Origin of the sequence: Sphingobium sp. CFD-1 (assembly GCF_024611115.1) — a bacterium.
Taxonomy (GTDB): domain Bacteria; phylum Pseudomonadota; class Alphaproteobacteria; order Sphingomonadales; family Sphingomonadaceae; genus Sphingobium; species Sphingobium baderi_A.
In genome coordinates this window covers 1,168,406-1,182,166 of the sequence record NZ_CP084398.1, presented here as the reverse complement: position 1 = coordinate 1,182,166, position 13,761 = coordinate 1,168,406, and the positions used below count along the sequence as shown (strand labels likewise).

The window sequence follows — 13,761 nt, the reverse complement described above, 5'->3', positions numbered from 1 at the left end:
CAAAGCGGCGGTCGGCGGGGTTCCTGATCGGGCTGACGCTGATCGCGATCATGCTGGTGGCGGGTTTCGGTGCGCTGGGCGTCTGGCAGGTGGATCGGCTGGCATGGAAGCGCGACCTGATCGCACGGGTGGATGCGCGGATTCATGCCGCTCCCGTGGCGGCCCCCGCCAAAGCTGACAGGTCGGATGAATATCGGCGGGTGGCCGTGACGGGCCGTTTCCTCAATGACCAGGCGACGCTGGTTCAGGCTTCGACGGTGCGCGGATCTGGCTATTGGGTGATGACCCCGCTGGTGACGGATCGCGGGGCCACCGTGATAGTCAATCGCGGTTTTGTGCCGCCGGAAGCCAAGGCCAGCTATGGGCAACCAAAGGAGCGCGTGGCGCTGACCGGGCTGTTGCGCCTGAGCGAGCCGGGCGGAGGTTTCCTGCGCGCCAACGACCCGGACACGGACCGCTGGTATTCACGGGACGTGGCAGCCATCGCGGCGAAACGTGGGGTTAGGCCGGCCGCGAATTATTTCATCGACGCACAAGCATCCCCCTCCCCCGATGCGCTGCCCGTCGGCGGGCTTACGGTTGTGCGCTTTCCCAATAATCACCTTTCCTACGCGATCACCTGGTTCGCTCTGGCGATCATGAGCGCGGGCGCATACATCTATGTCATGGGTCAGGAGCTGAAAGCGCGCGGGGCATCATGAAGCAGGCGCCTATCACCGCCCGGTGGCTGCCCGGCCAATGGCCCGCAGACGCCGCCGGACACCGGAACATGGCGTTGCTGGTGCAATTGCGCTGGATCGCCATCGCCGGGCAGGTCGCGACGATCCTGATCGTGCATTTCGGCATGGGCATCCGCTTGCCGATCGCGCCGATGCTGCTGATCGCGGCGCTGGCCGGCGCGATGAACATCGCGAGCTTCGCGATATTGCGGCGCCGGACCGACGTGGCCCGGCCGGAGCTTTTCCTGGCCCTGCTGTTCGACGTACTGGCGCTGACAGCGCAGCTTTATCTGAGCGGCGGGGCGACCAATCCCTTCATCGGGCTCTATCTGTTGCAGGTGGCGTTGGGCGCGGTGCTGCTCGACCGATGGAGCGTGTGGGGGATCGTGATCCTGTCGGCGCTCTGCGCGGCGTTGCTTTCGATATTCTATCATCCGCTGACCCTGTCCCGCGCACTGGAAGGGCATTTGTTCGACCTGCACATCGTCGGCACATGGATCAACTTCACGATGATCGCGGTGCTGCTGGTGCTGTTCATGTCGCGCGTGACGCATAATCTGCAGTTGCGGGAGACATATCTCGCCCGGCTGCGGCAACAGGCGGCGGAGGAGGAACATATCGTCCGCATGGGCCTGCTGGCATCGGGCGCGGCGCATGAACTGGGCACGCCCCTGTCGCAGCTTGCCGTCGTGCTGGGCGACTGGCTCCATATGAAGGAAGTGACGAAGCATCCCGCGCTGGTCGAGGAAGTGGAAGAGATGCAGGCGGCGGTGCAGCGCTGCAAGGCCATCGTCACGGGCATCCTGCTGTCCTCGGGCGAAGCGCGCGGGGAAGCGCCGCAGGTAACGGGCCTTCGCGATTTCATCGAGGACATGGCGCAGGATTGGCAGAACGCCAACCCCGGAACGGTGCTGCTCCGCGACTTTGGACCGCATGATTATCCCCGCATCATCGCCGATCCGGTGATCCGCCAGGCGATCGGCAATTTGCTCGACAATGCGCGGGAAGCAGGAGCGAACCGGATCGACATGCTGGTTGGGCGCGATAGCAACTGGCTGAACATAGCCGTGCGCGACAATGGCCCCGGTTTCAGCGAGGAGATGCTGGCCGACTTCGGCAAGCCCTATCGGTCCAGCAAAGGCAGGCAAGGCGGCGGGCTTGGCCTGTTCCTTGTCGTCAATGTCGTGCGGAAACTGGGCGGCAGCGTCAATGCAAGCAACAGCCCCGATGGCGGGGCGCTGATCCTGCTTCGCCTGCCGCTCGGTACGCTCGCCATGGAGGAGATTTCCGGTGCCTGACGATCGCCTTCTCATGATCGTGGAGGATGACGAATCCTTTGCCCGCACGCTCAAGCGATCCTTTGAGCGGCGCGGCTATGAAGTGTTGCTGGCGGACAGCCATGAGAAGCTCGACGCGCTGCTGGCGGAGCATGATCCGGGTTATGCGGTGGTCGACCTGAAGCTGGGCGCGCAGTCGGGCCTGCCCTGCGTGCAGAGGCTCCACACCCATGATCCGGCCATGCTCATCGTCGTGCTGACCGGCTTTGCGAGCATCGCGACGGCGGTCGAGGCGATTAAGTTGGGGGCGACAAACTATCTGGCGAAACCCTCCAACACCGACGACATAGAGGCTGCCTTCGCGCGATCGGGCGGCGATCCCGCCGCGCCCCTTGCCCCCCGCCCGACGTCGATCAAGACATTGGAATGGGAACATATCCATGAAGTGCTGAAAGACAGCGACTTCAACATTTCCGAAGCGGCAAGGCGGCTGGGGATGCACCGCCGCACGCTGGCCCGCAAGCTGGCGAAACGGCAGGTCGGTTGACGCGTCTTTCCGGTCATGCCATGGGCAAGGCAACGCGGGTGTAGCTCAATGGTAGAGCAGAAGCTTCCCAAGCTTACGACGAGGGTTCGATTCCCTTCACCCGCTCCAGCTTCGATCCTTTGGATTTTAGCCACTTTTACCTCCATCCACAACAGTTAATCCGGCGGCTGATGCGGTAAACCTGCGGTAATATGCGCCGGGTGCCAGTTTCTCGATCTCGTCGATGATTGATTCGGTGGCCTCAAGGGCGAGGCCAAGATTTGCGGGGTCTGGGAAAGCATAAATATCCGAAATACTGGCCTTCACATGGCCCAGCATCATCTCTCCCTGTCGCCAGTTGGCCTCCCCTATCCTCGCGCGCGCAAGTGTCGCCATCGAGCGACGGATCAGTTTCGGTCCCGCCTGCCTTCCATCTGGCAATCCAATCTTGCGGCGCATTTTCGTCCACGGCTGATTGAGAACAGAAATATCAAGCCAGTTACCCCGCATTTCGTCCAGGATCGGAGCAAACTGCCTTGGGATTGGCACTTTGGGCCGATGTTTTTTGGTCTGGCGGCGACCAACAGGATTGAGGTCCAGCACGCGCGGGCCACTGTGCCACTGGTTTTCCTTTACCTCGAATATGGCATCGGGACGCGCCCATGTCGCGACAGCCATGCGGAGATAATCCAGCAGGCTTGCACGGGCTTCTCGCAGATAATTCCGCTCCTTCTCCGTCCGTCCTTCTGGGGCCAGACAATAATTGAACATAGCCGCCAGCGTTGGCACGTCAGCGCGATAGGTCGGGCTATTGGATACGGCTTTCTGTTGCTCTGCCTTAAATTGCGCCGCCTCTCCGGGGGTAGCGTTTATGGCGGCGGCAAGTTGCATCACGCAGCCCTCAATGTGAGACAGGGAGCGCGACTTTCCGTCCGGCATCGGATTGGCAGACATCCATTCCCGGAACCCACCGACCCAGCGGGCGTCAATGGTAGCGCATACGGCGCTTTCGTCGGTGGCCAGCAGATATTGGATCACATGCCCAAGACGGTTCTTCGCGCTCTTATATCCGGCCTTCGCTTCGGACTGGATCAGGTAATCGTTGATCGCGGTCAAAAGCAGCGGCGATCCGTCATGCTCCCATGGACGATTACATGTCGGGCAAAGCCGATGGCCCGTATCAGCCAAGTAGATCCGATCTAGTGCGAGACGGGCTTTCCCAATATCACTGCTGCCCGCGCTTTGGCTTCGCTCACGCTTTCTGGTTTCGTCATACCAGACGATTTCAAGATTGGCGCGGTCGTCTCTGGTGTAGAGGGCATAGCGGCCCCGCTGATAGAGCGGCTTCGGGCGTTTCTTGCTCGGCATTGGTCCCTCTGGTGCTTTGCGACTGCGGCGCGAAATGTATCGATAGCGCCCGTTGATACGAGAAGGTCAAGATCATCGGCGGTTAGCTGGATGGCCTTCCCCGTCTCGATCTTGCGGCTCAGGCGGCGGTCAAGGTCTGGTAAGCTCGCCACTTCCTCACCCCTCCCCGATGGCTGCTGAGAGTATGGCGGACCAGACAGCGAGCGCCACCGCGCCAGAATAGGCATCCTCACACCGCGCAGCGCTAGCATCCACCATCTCCGGCGTCGGGTCGCGCAGGGCTTTCAGGGCGGCGATGGCTGCGCGCCTGTCTACATCGCTCAGGCGCGCGACAGGGTTTGTCCCGGTAAGCGCCCGTGCATTCTTGATAGCGATGGCGACCGCCTCCACCATGTCACTCGGCACGATCCGCCTCCTTCACGTCGAACTCGTTGAGAATATCGTCGCGCAGGATTTCCAGAACGCGCGCGTCACGACGATCGAGCGCCCATCCGGTCAAGCCCTTGTCGGCCCGAGCGCGCAATCTGGCGGCTTTCGCATCGATATAGTCGATGATGCTGTCACGGGCGGTCATTGCATCGTCTCTATTGCGAGATTGGCGATCTGCTCCGGCGAGAAAGTGGCGGCTGCGATCGTGCCGCGCACGACGCGCGCCATCTCTTCCTGATCCGTGATCCAGGCATCACTCTCATAACGCTCCTGCAATATTTGAAGCGCCTTGAGCATCGTCGGAGCCGAAGCGACCAGCAGAGCGTTGGCCGCAACTTCCAGCGGACTACGCAGGTTGCTGACAACCGCCGCAACTGCGGCCGTTTCGTGTGTCGGCGTGATGTTGTGGTCCCCGAACATATCTGCGCCGCTGGCGGCCCACGGGCCTTGAGTGTGATAGTCACTCACCGCCCCAGCCTTTCCAACTGCGCCCGCAGCCTGCGAGCATGGTTTTCCTTTGCGGCATCAGTCCAAGGACCGTGCGCGGCGAGCGGCGCTATCATCGCCCTGTGCCCCTGCGCTGCCAGGGACGGGGCGCGGGTGTGGATGCGGGTCATGCGGGCACGTCCGACAGGGCAAAGACGATGCCTCGGCAGTATCTGTCAGCCCCTTCGACCACATCAAATGCGACGTGGGGGATATCCGTTTTATAGGTCCACGAATATGCTTCGGTATCACACCAAATCGCTTCAATCCGAGGGGCGACCTTCTCGCGATCCCGCTCATGCGGACAGTCGTCGTTGTCGCAAATGCGGTTCAGGAGGCCAGCGCGCGTCAGATATGCGGTGCCGCCGCCATAGCAGCCGACCTCATCATCAATAGCGCCACGAAACTCCATTAGGTCATCGCTGGCGCCGAATACCGCGACCAGACCGTCAGCTTTCATCTGCGCGAACAAATCCTTGCTGCCTTCTTCGCCATATTCACAGCCATCAAGTGCGGCGGCGGCTTCTTCCTTGGTCATCGAATTTTCCGCGCCCGCTTGTTAGGCTCGACAGCGCGTCCTCTTGAAAATCAGTTACCCTCGCCCTTCCGCTCAGCAGCTTCGCGCTTGCGGCGGGCGTTGGCCTCCATGAGAGGGGCGACGGATCGGCGGTATTTAGCGGCTTCGTCACGGGCATCCAGCCAAAGCGTCCTGTAGCGCTCCATGTCAGCGCGGTAGACCTCTTTCGCCTTGCACTCGTCTTCGGCCTTACTGAACCATTCAATAGTATCGTTTTTTAACGCACGAATGTTCGCTTCCAGGCCCGCCACAATCGCGTCGTGCCTTGATTTACGAATGAACATGGGTTCTCTCCCTGCTATGCTGCGGCCCGAAGCTCGTCATGCTTCGCCAAGGTCAAAATGCGGAGGCCGATGCAGCCGTGATGGCGGCCCAGCTTCATGCCGATGGCTCGGAGCGAGGCCCCGGCAGAGCGCATTTCCAGGATGATCGCGTCCTCTTCCGGCGTGAACGTCCTGCCCGGTCCATGATTCACGCCAACCCGGCTCGACGGCGCGAGGATGTTGTGTTTCATGCAGTGCCAGCGCAGCGAATGGCGGCTTGTCTGGACGCCCAACTTCGCGAGGCGCTGGATGATGATCCGAAAGGACACGCCAGCCTCCCGCCATTGCGCGATCAGGTCGATGTGTTCGGGGGACATTACGCGGCCTCCGCCATCGCATTCGTCTCAGCCCGGACCTTTTCGGCCAACGCGTCCGCATCAAGCGGCTCTGTTCCATTGAAACCTTCGCCGCGCTGCTCATCGGCAGGCCCTTCTCCGAACGGATCATCATCCTTGCGAGCGGCTTCGCGATCCGCTTCCGCGCAAATCGCCTGTATCTCGACCATGATGGGCCGCACGACACTACGCGCCGCCTTGCCGTCATCGCTGTTCCACCATGCGGTGAAAGCATCAGTCCCGCCCCTCGCCTTCTCACGGGCGAAGTCCATGACTTCCTTCTGTTTCTGTGCGCCGCCCTGCCCCTTCGCCCATTCGGCCATAGCCGCGCCGGTGTCTTCGCCCATTGGTCGGCGTGGATCGAGCAGCCCCTTAAACTGGTCCGCCACCTTGATCTGGTAGACCGGGCATCCAGGGGCGGACGGATCAAGAATGACCATGGCGGTCATCTCAAACATCAGGTCAGCATCGCTCGCCGGATCCCAAGGCACGTCCTTGCGGCGCGTCTTGGTGGCACGTGCGTTCTCGACGTTGTTGCCGTAGCCCTTTTGCATGACGGGCTTGGCGCGAGTGCAGATGATGACATTGGTCTTGGCCCGAACGATGCGGTCGATCAGGCGGCGATAGCGCGGCTTGACTTCGGCCCATGCAAGTTGGCTGAACTTCGCAGGGTCCACGGTGTATTTGCCAGCAGCGCGCTTTTCAGCATCCTGCACAAGCCGGTCAAGAACCTGAGCATGGAGGTCCAGAACGCCGCCGATGCCTTCCCATGCGTGGCTAAAACTGTCGAAGATCAGCACCGGCATTTCCGCAGCCTCGGCCGCGTCGATAACCTCGATCCAGCGTTCCGGCCCAAAGCCGACAAGCTCGCCATCTTCATTGATTGCGGTGAAATCGAAGTGCATCATCTCAGGGAAAGCCGCTTTATAGTGCAGCGCCCGCTTGTTCTCCGTATCGACGTAACCGATGGGCGAACCCTTCTTACCTGTGACGCCCTCGGCAATGCCGCGCCCGACCAGAAGCGACGTATAGGTCTTGCCGGTGCCGCTCCCGCCCGAAATACCGAGCGCAATCGTCAATGGATCATTGATTTCCGAAACCGGAATGAACCTGATAGCCATTACATTTCCTCCTGAAATTCGCGTTCGACCAGCCACGCGGGCGCATCCACCTCATGCAGGCCGATCGGATAACCGGGCCAATTCCCCGACGCTGAGCATTCACCCCAGACGCGGCGGGCGCGTGCGGCGCGGCGTTTCGCCATCGCCTCGAATGAGCCGGAGAGCCGAATAAGCGTGACCTCGTTCGGCTCCGGCTTCTCCTGAAAGATGAAGACGAAATTGCGATCCTCGCCCGTCGCGGCCTTCCAGACGGCGCGGTAATGTTCCGCCTGAATGTCATAGCCATAGTTCAGGATGGCACGCATACAGGCGTCCGGGCTGGCATCCTCGCACGTCTTGAAGTCGTATATCGGCAAGCGCGGGTCTTCCGGCACGTTGTCGAACATGGCCCGACACCAGACGCCTTCGATCTGGGCAATGGCACACAGTTCGGACCGCGCCGGATCAAGCGCCACACCATGCTCTGTGAGCCGTGCATGCGCGATTTCCCGCATCGCCTCGACCTGCGCGATTTCGTCACCCTTGAGCGGCGTAAGGTCACGCTCGCGGGCATCGGCGATGAAAGCCTTCGCCTCTTTCGTGCTGGCCGCACCATTGGACGCAAGGATGTCGTCCGGAATCATCACATAGTCATCGCCGCAACCAAGGATGGCACGGTGGGCAGCGCGGCCTATATCGAACGTCTTCTTGTGGATCGGCTTGCGATCAGGGTTAAGGCTCGGGCTTGCCATCCATGCGTGACGCGGCGAACGGCTGATAATCAGCTTGGCCAACGTGGCGGACAGGCTGGGTTCCGGCGCGGGGTCGGCATGATATTCCGCGCTGGGCAGACGGGTCACTTTTCCGACGTTTGCAGGGCGCGGCGCGGCGTTCTGTTCAGGCAAACGCTCACGGTCGAAGGTATCGTAAATGTCCGGCTGCGCTGGCTCGCGATAGTCCAGATCGAAGGGATTGTCGGTCATGGTCAGAACCTCATCGTCACGTTGGGGACATCGCCGCTGCGGATCAGCAGGACGATCTTCTTGGCGGTTTCTTCGTCAGCACCGCAGGTCATGATCGCCTCCTTGGCGGCCTTCATGACCGCAGTCTTGTGCTTCTGGTCGGCATCACGCTTGGCCTGTTCGGCTGCGATGCGCTCAGCCTCAGCCTGACGCTCAGCCTCCTCTTTGGCGATGCGATCTATCTCTGCATGGCGGGCGCGCTCAGCTTCCTCCGCGCGCCGCCGCTCAACAGCCAACGCTTCCTCATGCTCGCGCTGGATGCGCTGGCGTTCGGCCTCGGCAGCTTCAGCCCTAGCCCGCTCGATGCGTTCCTGCTCCGCCTTCTCCGCTGCGATGCGGCGCTCTTCTGCGGCGCGGGCCTCCGCTGCGGCCCGATCTTCCGCCTCACGCGCTTCACGTTCGGCCTGCTCCTTGGCGAGGCGCTGGGCTTCTGCCGCCCGCAGCTTTTCCAATTCGGCGCGCTCTGCCTCTTCCTTTTTCAGGCGGGCCAGTGCCGCTTGCAGGGTGGCAATCGTCGCGCTCTTGGCTTGCTCAGCGTCATGGGCCAGCGCTCCAAATTCTCCGCCGATCTCGATAGCCCAAATCTTCATGCCGCGAAGCCGAACTGATTCCGCAGTATCATCCAACGTCACGATCGCCGCGCCATGGATGTCGCTGATGATCTCGTTACAGCGATCGATGCGCGCCTTCTCCGCCTGCTCCCATTCGGTCAGCGGCTTGCGGGCGGCGATGGCCAGATCATCAAGCCGCGCCTCGATCCCCTTCCAGGCGCCGTTGACCAGCGCCGTGTTGTCCCGCCATTCCTGCGTCAGGCGCTTGCGGTCGCGGTCGATGCTGGCCTTTTCCGACCGCACCTTGGCAGCGGCCGATGCAATGGCATCGCGGCCCTTCTTGGTGGACAGGTCAACCGGCGTTGCGTCGATATCGGCCTTTAGCTTGGCGTAGAAGGCGTCGAATTTCTCGTTGTCGAACAGGACAACGGCGGCAGCAGCATTGTTGACAGGAACAAGTGCTGAAGACTGTTCAATCGTGGCGGCGATGGCCATGTTCAAATCTCCATGGGGCACGGCAACATCACCAGCAAGGCGATGGCCAAGGTTGTGATTACGGCGGTCCACGCGAGCATTTCGCGCAAGGACAGGAGGCGCGGGGTCACGCTCCAATCTCCTTTGCAGCCCTGCGAAGGCGGGGAAGGTTCAGAATTGCGGAGAACCCATCAACCGCCACATCCATCTGCGAGCGGGGCAACCTGTCGGGCTGCTTACGGAGGGCGTTGACGCGGCGTTCGGCGTCGATGACGGCCTTCCGCGCCGCATCCCGCTTCCGCTCAAGCCGCTGGCACTCTTCCCGGTCGGCAATGTGCTGGAAGGCAGCGTTGTCGAAATAGGCGGCTTCGGAGTAAAGCACCGCCCTGCTGTTGCTCTGCGTGTTCACGATGCTCATGGCTTAGGCCTCCACCGCTTCGGCAGTCGCAACCCTGCCGGTAGCAGCGCAAATTGCCTGTAGATGAGCCTTGTTCGCCCGCCAGAACTCCAGTGCGTGGCTATCCATCCGCTCAATCAGGCGATCATCGAACGACCACCAGCGCGCCAGTTCGTGATCCTGACAGCCAATGGCCATGCGGGTCGCGGAAATGGCGATGCGCCACCGGAAGCCACTCAGAAAAATGAGGGGGACAGGGCTGTCGCTGTTGTTAATGCTCGGCGAGGAGGTTTCCCGCGTCTCGATGAGCGGCGAGGAGGTTTCCCGCGTCACGATGCGCGGCGAAGAGGTTTCCCGCGTCTCGATGAGCGGCGAGGAGGTTTCCCGCGTCTCGATGCTCGGCGAGGAGGTTTCCCACGTCTCGATGAGCGGCGAGGAGGTTCCCCACGTCACGATGCGCGGCGAAGAGGTTTCCCGCGTCTCGATGAGCGGCGAGGAGGTTCCCCACGTCTCGATGCGCGGCGAGGAGGCGGCCTTCGCGACAAGGACGCCACGGGTATCCGTCAGGCTGATCGATACATCGGCGCTGACGTGAATGTCGATACCCGCCAGCCCGACCAGCGTCAGAGCGAACTTTCCGCCAACGATGTGGATCGGCCTGCCTTCCTTGATCGCCTTTTCTGCTGCGGCTTTCGTTTTGACCTCTATGCGATCCACGCTGGTTCCTCCGTCTCAGGCCCGATTGCCTTTCGATGGAGTATGTTTAGAATGGCTAAACGCTATGTGCAACAGAAAAGTTTAGATGAGCGAAACATTTTTTGACGCATCTAATCAAGCGCCCCCGAATCACGCCCTCGCCAGACGCGAAGCTATGCGCTATGAGGGGATAGGAAAGAGGTGGGTTATGGAGTTTGCCGTCGCCTTATCGGCAACAATCGCTGTCAGCCTTTATGGCATCTGGAGCGCGCGGACGATCAGCGATCTATCAACCAAGGTGGATGCGCTTGAACTGATGGTTAGGCGAATGTCGAAGTCATAAAGGCTGTCCACCACGACTTTGAAGCGGCGCACTTCACCACCAGGAATGCGCCAGTACACGCTTCGCGGCCCCCGCTGGAAGTCATAATCATGGCCGGTGATGTTACCTTCATTGTCCATGAGCATCGTGGTATCGCCGGTGTGTATTCTGCCAGCGGCATCAATTGAGGATACGATGATATCCTCGCTAGTCCGAGCTTGAATCTCCAAGTGGCCGGAATATCCCCCTGACCCCGCCGTAAAATCGGGACGCACATTGGGGACGGCGGCGCGCTTTTCGTTCCTTCGCCCGACTATGTAAGCGACTGGCGGAGCCAACATGCCCCAAACGGTCGCCCCGATAGTAAACCACAGTGGCGCTTCAGTCATCCGCCAACCGCGAACACATCAGCTTAGGCACATGCCCCAGCTTATCCACGCGATGCTCCACCCGGTCGATATGGAGCCGAAGCTGCTCGCCGTGGCGCTCAATCTGGACCGCCTCACCAGCGCGGGGCGGGAAGTCGAACTCATGGACGCCAAGCATTTCCTCCTGGCCTGCTATGCGGCAGTAGATGACGAGTTTGGGCATTAGTAACGCCTCATCGAGTCGAGCCGATCTTGCAGCTTCTGATCGTTCTCGAATAGCGTTGACACGTCCTTGTTTAGTCGGTCCCGGTCGCTGACTAAAAATTCGATCTGCTCTGCTTGCGCTTTAATCCTTTTCTCCAATTCCTCAATGCGGCCATCCTGTTCTTCCAAGCGCCCTAGCGCGGTGCGCGCATTTACCTGCGCCGCGTCCGCCAGATCATAAGCCTTATCGGCCCTTGATCCCGGCGTTTCGGCGCAGGCTGCGGTTAGCAATCCTGACAAGATCACTGCCAGTTTAGCCTTCTCAGGCAGATGCATCATAGAACGGGCCGATTAATACGGCGACGAGCGCCGGTTGTTGTATGGTGATCCATAGGGGTTCGAACTGGAAGGACGATAGGGATCAACCGTTCCGGTGCGGCCATTATAGGGGTTTACGTTTCCCCGCGTGGACCAGTTATCCAGCTTCGTGCTGTTCGGATTGGTGCGGACATGAGGCGCGACATACACGCCATTCGACCGGATATGACCGCGAACGCTATTAGAACCGCGCGCCTCTGCGACTCCGCTGATCGCCATGCCGGCAATCGCGCAAATAACCAAAATCTTCACGTTACCCCCTCCTTTGTGAAATTAACCGTCCGTGCCGGTGCGGTCGATTGCCCGGACGTTGTTAGATTCATCAAACCGCTTCGTCGTTTCGACAACACGCATGGCGTCATTGCGAAGCTGGCGGATCGCCATCGCATCATCCGGATGCATCAACAATTCATATGGCGACAGGTGCAGATATGAAGATAGCTCGTTCACGGCGTCGCGGTTGTATTGCTGCTCGCCACGGATCATCAGGCTAACGCGCGCCTTATTCCAATCCAGATCGCGGGCAATATCCGCCTGCCTCTTCTTGAGCGTCTTGAGCCACTCCTTCAGATACCAGTCATGATGTGGTCCAGCCATGGCCGCAGTATAGCGTATCAACGGACGCATATCGTTTAGCCTGTCTGAACTTTCCAGTTGACCGTCAATGTTTAGATAGTCTAAACGTAAGCCCATGACGCTAGACGCATACCTGAAGCGCAAGGGCGCGATTAACCTTACAACGCTGAGTGATAAGATCGGCATATCGAAGGGCCGCCTCTCTCAATTGCGGAAATCCAAGGATTGGCCGCCAGAACTCGCCCTAAAAGTTGAGGCGGCAACTGGCGGTGTGATGAACGCATCTAAGCTGTCGGTCATTGTTGCGATGGCCCGCTCCACCAAGACCGAAGAGCGCGCGGCATGAGCGGGATTCCCTACGCCGACATATCGGATATGCAGGAGTGGGCGTGGTTCACGATGCAGCGCGATCCCGATTTCGAGATCGGTCGCGATCCCGTCTATCTGCAACGCTGGTGGATCATTCCCCGCAATGAGCAACAGAACGTCTACCTGCATCGCATCCTGCGCGATGATGATGACAGGGCATTGCACGATCATCCGTGGGCGAACACCTCCTACGTTATCTCTGGGCATTATCGGGAAATCACACCAGACGGTTCGTTCATCAGAGGTCCGGGCGACGTTGTTTCGCGGCCAGCTCATGCGCTGCACCGGCTTGAACTGATCGAAGGCGAGCCATGTGTTTCGCTGTTCTTTACAGGGCCAAAGGTTCGTGAATGGGGGTTCTCCTGCCCTAACGGCTGGGTCCACTGGCGTGATTTTACTGCTGGTGAGCATGGGGAAATCGTGGGTCGCGGCTGCGGAGAATACGCATGAGCGCGCCCTATCGCATCCGCCACTCCCGCTTCCAGCCTCACGCCACCCTCGCCTTGTGCTGGGGCATCCTCCGCATGTGCGTGACGGGGAGGATGTAGGCCGTGGACGACGCGCAAAGCCGCTACACCAATCTGCTCGGCTTCCACGCCGTGGTCGACGGCCCCGAAGGCATGTCCTTCGTCAGCGGCCGTCCCGCAATCTTCATTCCTCAGCCTGCCGGGTCGCCCGCAGGCGGCACCGGGCACGGCCACAATCCGGCCCGGTGCGGTTCTGATCCTTCTCACTCCCTTCATGAGGTGCTGGTAGATGACGCAGCGCAATAATGTCTTGCAGCGTAATGTTACGCTCACGCAAAGTTCTATGCTGGCAGCCGTATCCAGCATCATCGTCGGCGCGCAGGCGGATACCGGCGATACCGATCAGGACATGGCCGACAAGCTCGGTTGCAGCGCAGGCACGGTAGCCAACGCGCGCAACCGCAAGGCCGCCATGAACATGCTGACCGTCATGAAGATCGGTGAGGTCTACGGCCTCGACCGCCTCGCGCCGCTGATGCACCTGATTGGCGGCAAGCTGGCTCCAGAAGCGGCTGTCTGCACGTCCGACCGCGATCTGCCTATCGGCGCGGCACGGGGGCAAATGTTCCTCGCCGAGGCCCTGGCAGATAACCGGATTGACGACAGCGAACTGGCGAGCGGCGCTGAGGACATCGAGGCGGCGGGTCAGGTGTTCGACGCCCTGCGCTATCGGCTCAATGTCCTGCGCGCGTCGGGGATCATCGTGACTCGCATGGGAGGGCGGTGATGCGCTCCTA

The 13,761-nt window shown here is 60.6% G+C and carries 24 protein-coding genes and 1 tRNA gene; 9 read left to right on the top strand and 16 right to left on the bottom strand.

Annotation, left to right across the window (positions count from 1 at the left end; all coding sequences use genetic code 11):
* The first annotated feature begins 50 nt into the window (after positions 1-50).
* The 4 genes from LDB26_RS06150 (at position 51) to LDB26_RS06135 (ending at position 2,651) form a co-directional block, all read left to right on the top strand.
* Positions 51-701, top strand: a complete 651-nt coding sequence (locus tag LDB26_RS06150; protein ID WP_082635327.1) for an SURF1 family protein — start codon at positions 51-53, stop codon at positions 699-701.
* Positions 698-2,017: an ATP-binding protein gene (locus tag LDB26_RS06145; protein ID WP_062064724.1), complete on the top strand. Its 1,320-nt coding sequence runs from the start codon at positions 698-700 to the stop codon at positions 2,015-2,017. The genes LDB26_RS06150 and LDB26_RS06145 overlap by 4 nt, the downstream gene beginning before the upstream one ends.
* Positions 2,010-2,543, top strand: coding sequence for a response regulator transcription factor (locus tag LDB26_RS06140; protein WP_257541119.1), 534 nt, complete (start codon positions 2,010-2,012; stop codon positions 2,541-2,543). Before LDB26_RS06145 ends, LDB26_RS06140 begins: the two co-directional genes overlap by 8 nt.
* Before the next feature lie 34 nt (positions 2,544-2,577).
* Positions 2,578-2,651, top strand: a tRNA-Gly gene (locus LDB26_RS06135).
* A gap of 18 nt (positions 2,652-2,669) precedes the next feature.
* Here the strand turns inward: LDB26_RS06135 and LDB26_RS06130 are convergent.
* The 13 genes from LDB26_RS06130 to LDB26_RS06070 form a co-directional block, all read right to left on the bottom strand.
* A complete protein-coding gene (locus tag LDB26_RS06130) occupies positions 2,670-3,890 on the bottom strand; it encodes a hypothetical protein (protein WP_257541117.1) in 1,221 nt (406 codons plus the stop codon).
* 156 nt (positions 3,891-4,046) lie between these two features.
* The gene (locus LDB26_RS06125) at positions 4,047-4,295 is read right to left on the bottom strand and encodes a hypothetical protein (protein WP_257541114.1); all 249 of its coding nucleotides are present in this window, start codon (positions 4,293-4,295) and stop codon (positions 4,047-4,049) included.
* Complete coding sequence (locus LDB26_RS06120; RefSeq protein ID WP_257541112.1) at positions 4,285-4,464, bottom strand: hypothetical protein; 180 nt, start codon at positions 4,462-4,464, stop codon at positions 4,285-4,287. Before LDB26_RS06120 ends, LDB26_RS06125 begins: the two co-directional genes overlap by 11 nt.
* Positions 4,461-4,787 carry a hypothetical protein gene (locus tag LDB26_RS06115; RefSeq protein ID WP_257541110.1) on the bottom strand — a complete coding sequence of 109 codons (327 nt, stop codon included), beginning with the start codon at positions 4,785-4,787 and terminating at the stop codon, positions 4,461-4,463. The genes LDB26_RS06120 and LDB26_RS06115 overlap by 4 nt, the downstream gene beginning before the upstream one ends.
* Before the next feature lie 145 nt (positions 4,788-4,932).
* On the bottom strand, positions 4,933-5,343 hold the full coding sequence (locus tag LDB26_RS06110) for a hypothetical protein (protein ID WP_257541108.1): 411 nt from the start codon (positions 5,341-5,343) through the stop codon (positions 4,933-4,935).
* Between the two features lie 50 nt (positions 5,344-5,393).
* Complete coding sequence (locus LDB26_RS06105; protein ID WP_257541106.1) at positions 5,394-5,666, bottom strand: hypothetical protein; 273 nt, start codon at positions 5,664-5,666, stop codon at positions 5,394-5,396.
* A 14-nt stretch (positions 5,667-5,680) separates the two neighbouring features.
* On the bottom strand, positions 5,681-6,022 hold the full coding sequence (locus LDB26_RS06100; RefSeq protein ID WP_257541104.1) for a helix-turn-helix domain-containing protein: 342 nt from the start codon (positions 6,020-6,022) through the stop codon (positions 5,681-5,683).
* Positions 6,022-7,161 carry an ATP-binding protein gene (locus tag LDB26_RS06095; protein ID WP_257541102.1) on the bottom strand — a complete coding sequence of 380 codons (1,140 nt, stop codon included), beginning with the start codon at positions 7,159-7,161 and terminating at the stop codon, positions 6,022-6,024. Before LDB26_RS06095 ends, LDB26_RS06100 begins: the two co-directional genes overlap by 1 nt.
* Positions 7,161-8,123 (bottom strand): PD-(D/E)XK nuclease-like domain-containing protein, encoded by a 963-nt coding sequence (locus tag LDB26_RS06090; protein WP_257541100.1) that lies wholly within the window; start codon positions 8,121-8,123, stop codon positions 7,161-7,163. Before LDB26_RS06090 ends, LDB26_RS06095 begins: the two co-directional genes overlap by 1 nt.
* A gap of 2 nt (positions 8,124-8,125) precedes the next feature.
* Positions 8,126-9,208: a hypothetical protein gene (locus LDB26_RS06085; RefSeq protein WP_257541097.1), complete on the bottom strand. Its 1,083-nt coding sequence runs from the start codon at positions 9,206-9,208 to the stop codon at positions 8,126-8,128.
* 106 nt (positions 9,209-9,314) lie between these two features.
* Positions 9,315-9,605, bottom strand: a complete 291-nt coding sequence (locus tag LDB26_RS06080; RefSeq protein WP_257541095.1) for a hypothetical protein — start codon at positions 9,603-9,605, stop codon at positions 9,315-9,317.
* Positions 9,606-9,608: 3 nt separating this feature from the next.
* Positions 9,609-10,301 (bottom strand): hypothetical protein, encoded by a 693-nt coding sequence (locus LDB26_RS06075; RefSeq protein ID WP_257541093.1) that lies wholly within the window; start codon positions 10,299-10,301, stop codon positions 9,609-9,611.
* A gap of 231 nt (positions 10,302-10,532) precedes the next feature.
* Positions 10,533-10,991: a hypothetical protein gene (locus tag LDB26_RS06070; RefSeq protein WP_257541091.1), complete on the bottom strand. Its 459-nt coding sequence runs from the start codon at positions 10,989-10,991 to the stop codon at positions 10,533-10,535.
* Between the two features lie 31 nt (positions 10,992-11,022).
* Between LDB26_RS06070 and LDB26_RS06065 the strand changes: the two genes are divergently transcribed.
* Positions 11,023-11,196 (top strand): hypothetical protein, encoded by a 174-nt coding sequence (locus LDB26_RS06065; protein ID WP_257541089.1) that lies wholly within the window; start codon positions 11,023-11,025, stop codon positions 11,194-11,196.
* Here the strand turns inward: LDB26_RS06065 and LDB26_RS06060 are convergent.
* The 3 genes from LDB26_RS06060 to LDB26_RS06050 are packed head-to-tail and all read right to left on the bottom strand — an operon-like array spanning position 11,193 to position 12,245.
* Complete coding sequence (locus LDB26_RS06060; RefSeq protein ID WP_257541087.1) at positions 11,193-11,513, bottom strand: hypothetical protein; 321 nt, start codon at positions 11,511-11,513, stop codon at positions 11,193-11,195. The genes LDB26_RS06065 and LDB26_RS06060 overlap by 4 nt on opposite strands.
* 12 nt (positions 11,514-11,525) lie before the next feature.
* Positions 11,526-11,804 (bottom strand): hypothetical protein, encoded by a 279-nt coding sequence (locus LDB26_RS06055; RefSeq protein WP_257541085.1) that lies wholly within the window; start codon positions 11,802-11,804, stop codon positions 11,526-11,528.
* A gap of 21 nt (positions 11,805-11,825) precedes the next feature.
* Positions 11,826-12,245, bottom strand: coding sequence for a helix-turn-helix transcriptional regulator (locus tag LDB26_RS06050; RefSeq protein WP_257541083.1), 420 nt, complete (start codon positions 12,243-12,245; stop codon positions 11,826-11,828).
* Between LDB26_RS06050 and LDB26_RS06045 the strand changes: the two genes are divergently transcribed.
* From LDB26_RS06045 to LDB26_RS06030, 4 genes are all read left to right on the top strand, one after another.
* On the top strand, positions 12,244-12,474 hold the full coding sequence (locus LDB26_RS06045) for a hypothetical protein (protein WP_257541081.1): 231 nt from the start codon (positions 12,244-12,246) through the stop codon (positions 12,472-12,474). The genes LDB26_RS06050 and LDB26_RS06045 overlap by 2 nt on opposite strands.
* Positions 12,471-12,947, top strand: a complete 477-nt coding sequence (locus tag LDB26_RS06040; protein WP_257541079.1) for a cupin domain-containing protein — start codon at positions 12,471-12,473, stop codon at positions 12,945-12,947. The genes LDB26_RS06045 and LDB26_RS06040 overlap by 4 nt, the downstream gene beginning before the upstream one ends.
* A 101-nt stretch (positions 12,948-13,048) precedes the next feature.
* Positions 13,049-13,270 carry a hypothetical protein gene (locus LDB26_RS06035; protein WP_257541076.1) on the top strand — a complete coding sequence of 74 codons (222 nt, stop codon included), beginning with the start codon at positions 13,049-13,051 and terminating at the stop codon, positions 13,268-13,270.
* Positions 13,254-13,751, top strand: coding sequence for a hypothetical protein (locus LDB26_RS06030; RefSeq protein ID WP_257541074.1), 498 nt, complete (start codon positions 13,254-13,256; stop codon positions 13,749-13,751). The genes LDB26_RS06035 and LDB26_RS06030 overlap by 17 nt, the downstream gene beginning before the upstream one ends.
* Positions 13,752-13,761: the final 10 nt, after the last annotated feature.

Coding starts and splice junctions, on each gene's coding strand:
- LDB26_RS06150 (WP_082635327.1), top strand. CDS start 51: ATGCTGGTGGCGGGTTTCGGTGCGCTGGGCGTCTGGCAGGTGGATCGG.
- LDB26_RS06145 (WP_062064724.1), top strand. CDS start 698: ATGAAGCAGGCGCCTATCACCGCCCGGTGGCTGCCCGGCCAATGGCCC.
- LDB26_RS06130 (WP_257541117.1), bottom strand. CDS start 3,890: ATGCCGAGCAAGAAACGCCCGAAGCCGCTCTATCAGCGGGGCCGCTAT.
- LDB26_RS06120 (WP_257541112.1), bottom strand. CDS start 4,464: ATGACCGCCCGTGACAGCATCATCGACTATATCGATGCGAAAGCCGCC.
- LDB26_RS06110 (WP_257541108.1), bottom strand. CDS start 5,343: ATGACCAAGGAAGAAGCCGCCGCCGCACTTGATGGCTGTGAATATGGC.
- LDB26_RS06105 (WP_257541106.1), bottom strand. CDS start 5,666: ATGTTCATTCGTAAATCAAGGCACGACGCGATTGTGGCGGGCCTGGAA.
- LDB26_RS06100 (WP_257541104.1), bottom strand. CDS start 6,022: ATGTCCCCCGAACACATCGACCTGATCGCGCAATGGCGGGAGGCTGGC.
- LDB26_RS06095 (WP_257541102.1), bottom strand. CDS start 7,161: ATGGCTATCAGGTTCATTCCGGTTTCGGAAATCAATGATCCATTGACG.
- LDB26_RS06090 (WP_257541100.1), bottom strand. CDS start 8,123: ATGACCGACAATCCCTTCGATCTGGACTATCGCGAGCCAGCGCAGCCG.
- LDB26_RS06085 (WP_257541097.1), bottom strand. CDS start 9,208: ATGGCCATCGCCGCCACGATTGAACAGTCTTCAGCACTTGTTCCTGTC.
- LDB26_RS06080 (WP_257541095.1), bottom strand. CDS start 9,605: ATGAGCATCGTGAACACGCAGAGCAACAGCAGGGCGGTGCTTTACTCC.
- LDB26_RS06070 (WP_257541091.1), bottom strand. CDS start 10,991: ATGACTGAAGCGCCACTGTGGTTTACTATCGGGGCGACCGTTTGGGGC.
- LDB26_RS06065 (WP_257541089.1), top strand. CDS start 11,023: ATGCCCCAGCTTATCCACGCGATGCTCCACCCGGTCGATATGGAGCCG.
- LDB26_RS06060 (WP_257541087.1), bottom strand. CDS start 11,513: ATGATGCATCTGCCTGAGAAGGCTAAACTGGCAGTGATCTTGTCAGGA.
- LDB26_RS06045 (WP_257541081.1), top strand. CDS start 12,244: ATGACGCTAGACGCATACCTGAAGCGCAAGGGCGCGATTAACCTTACA.
- LDB26_RS06050 (WP_257541083.1), bottom strand. CDS start 12,245: ATGGGCTTACGTTTAGACTATCTAAACATTGACGGTCAACTGGAAAGT.
- LDB26_RS06040 (WP_257541079.1), top strand. CDS start 12,471: ATGAGCGGGATTCCCTACGCCGACATATCGGATATGCAGGAGTGGGCG.
- LDB26_RS06030 (WP_257541074.1), top strand. CDS start 13,254: ATGACGCAGCGCAATAATGTCTTGCAGCGTAATGTTACGCTCACGCAA.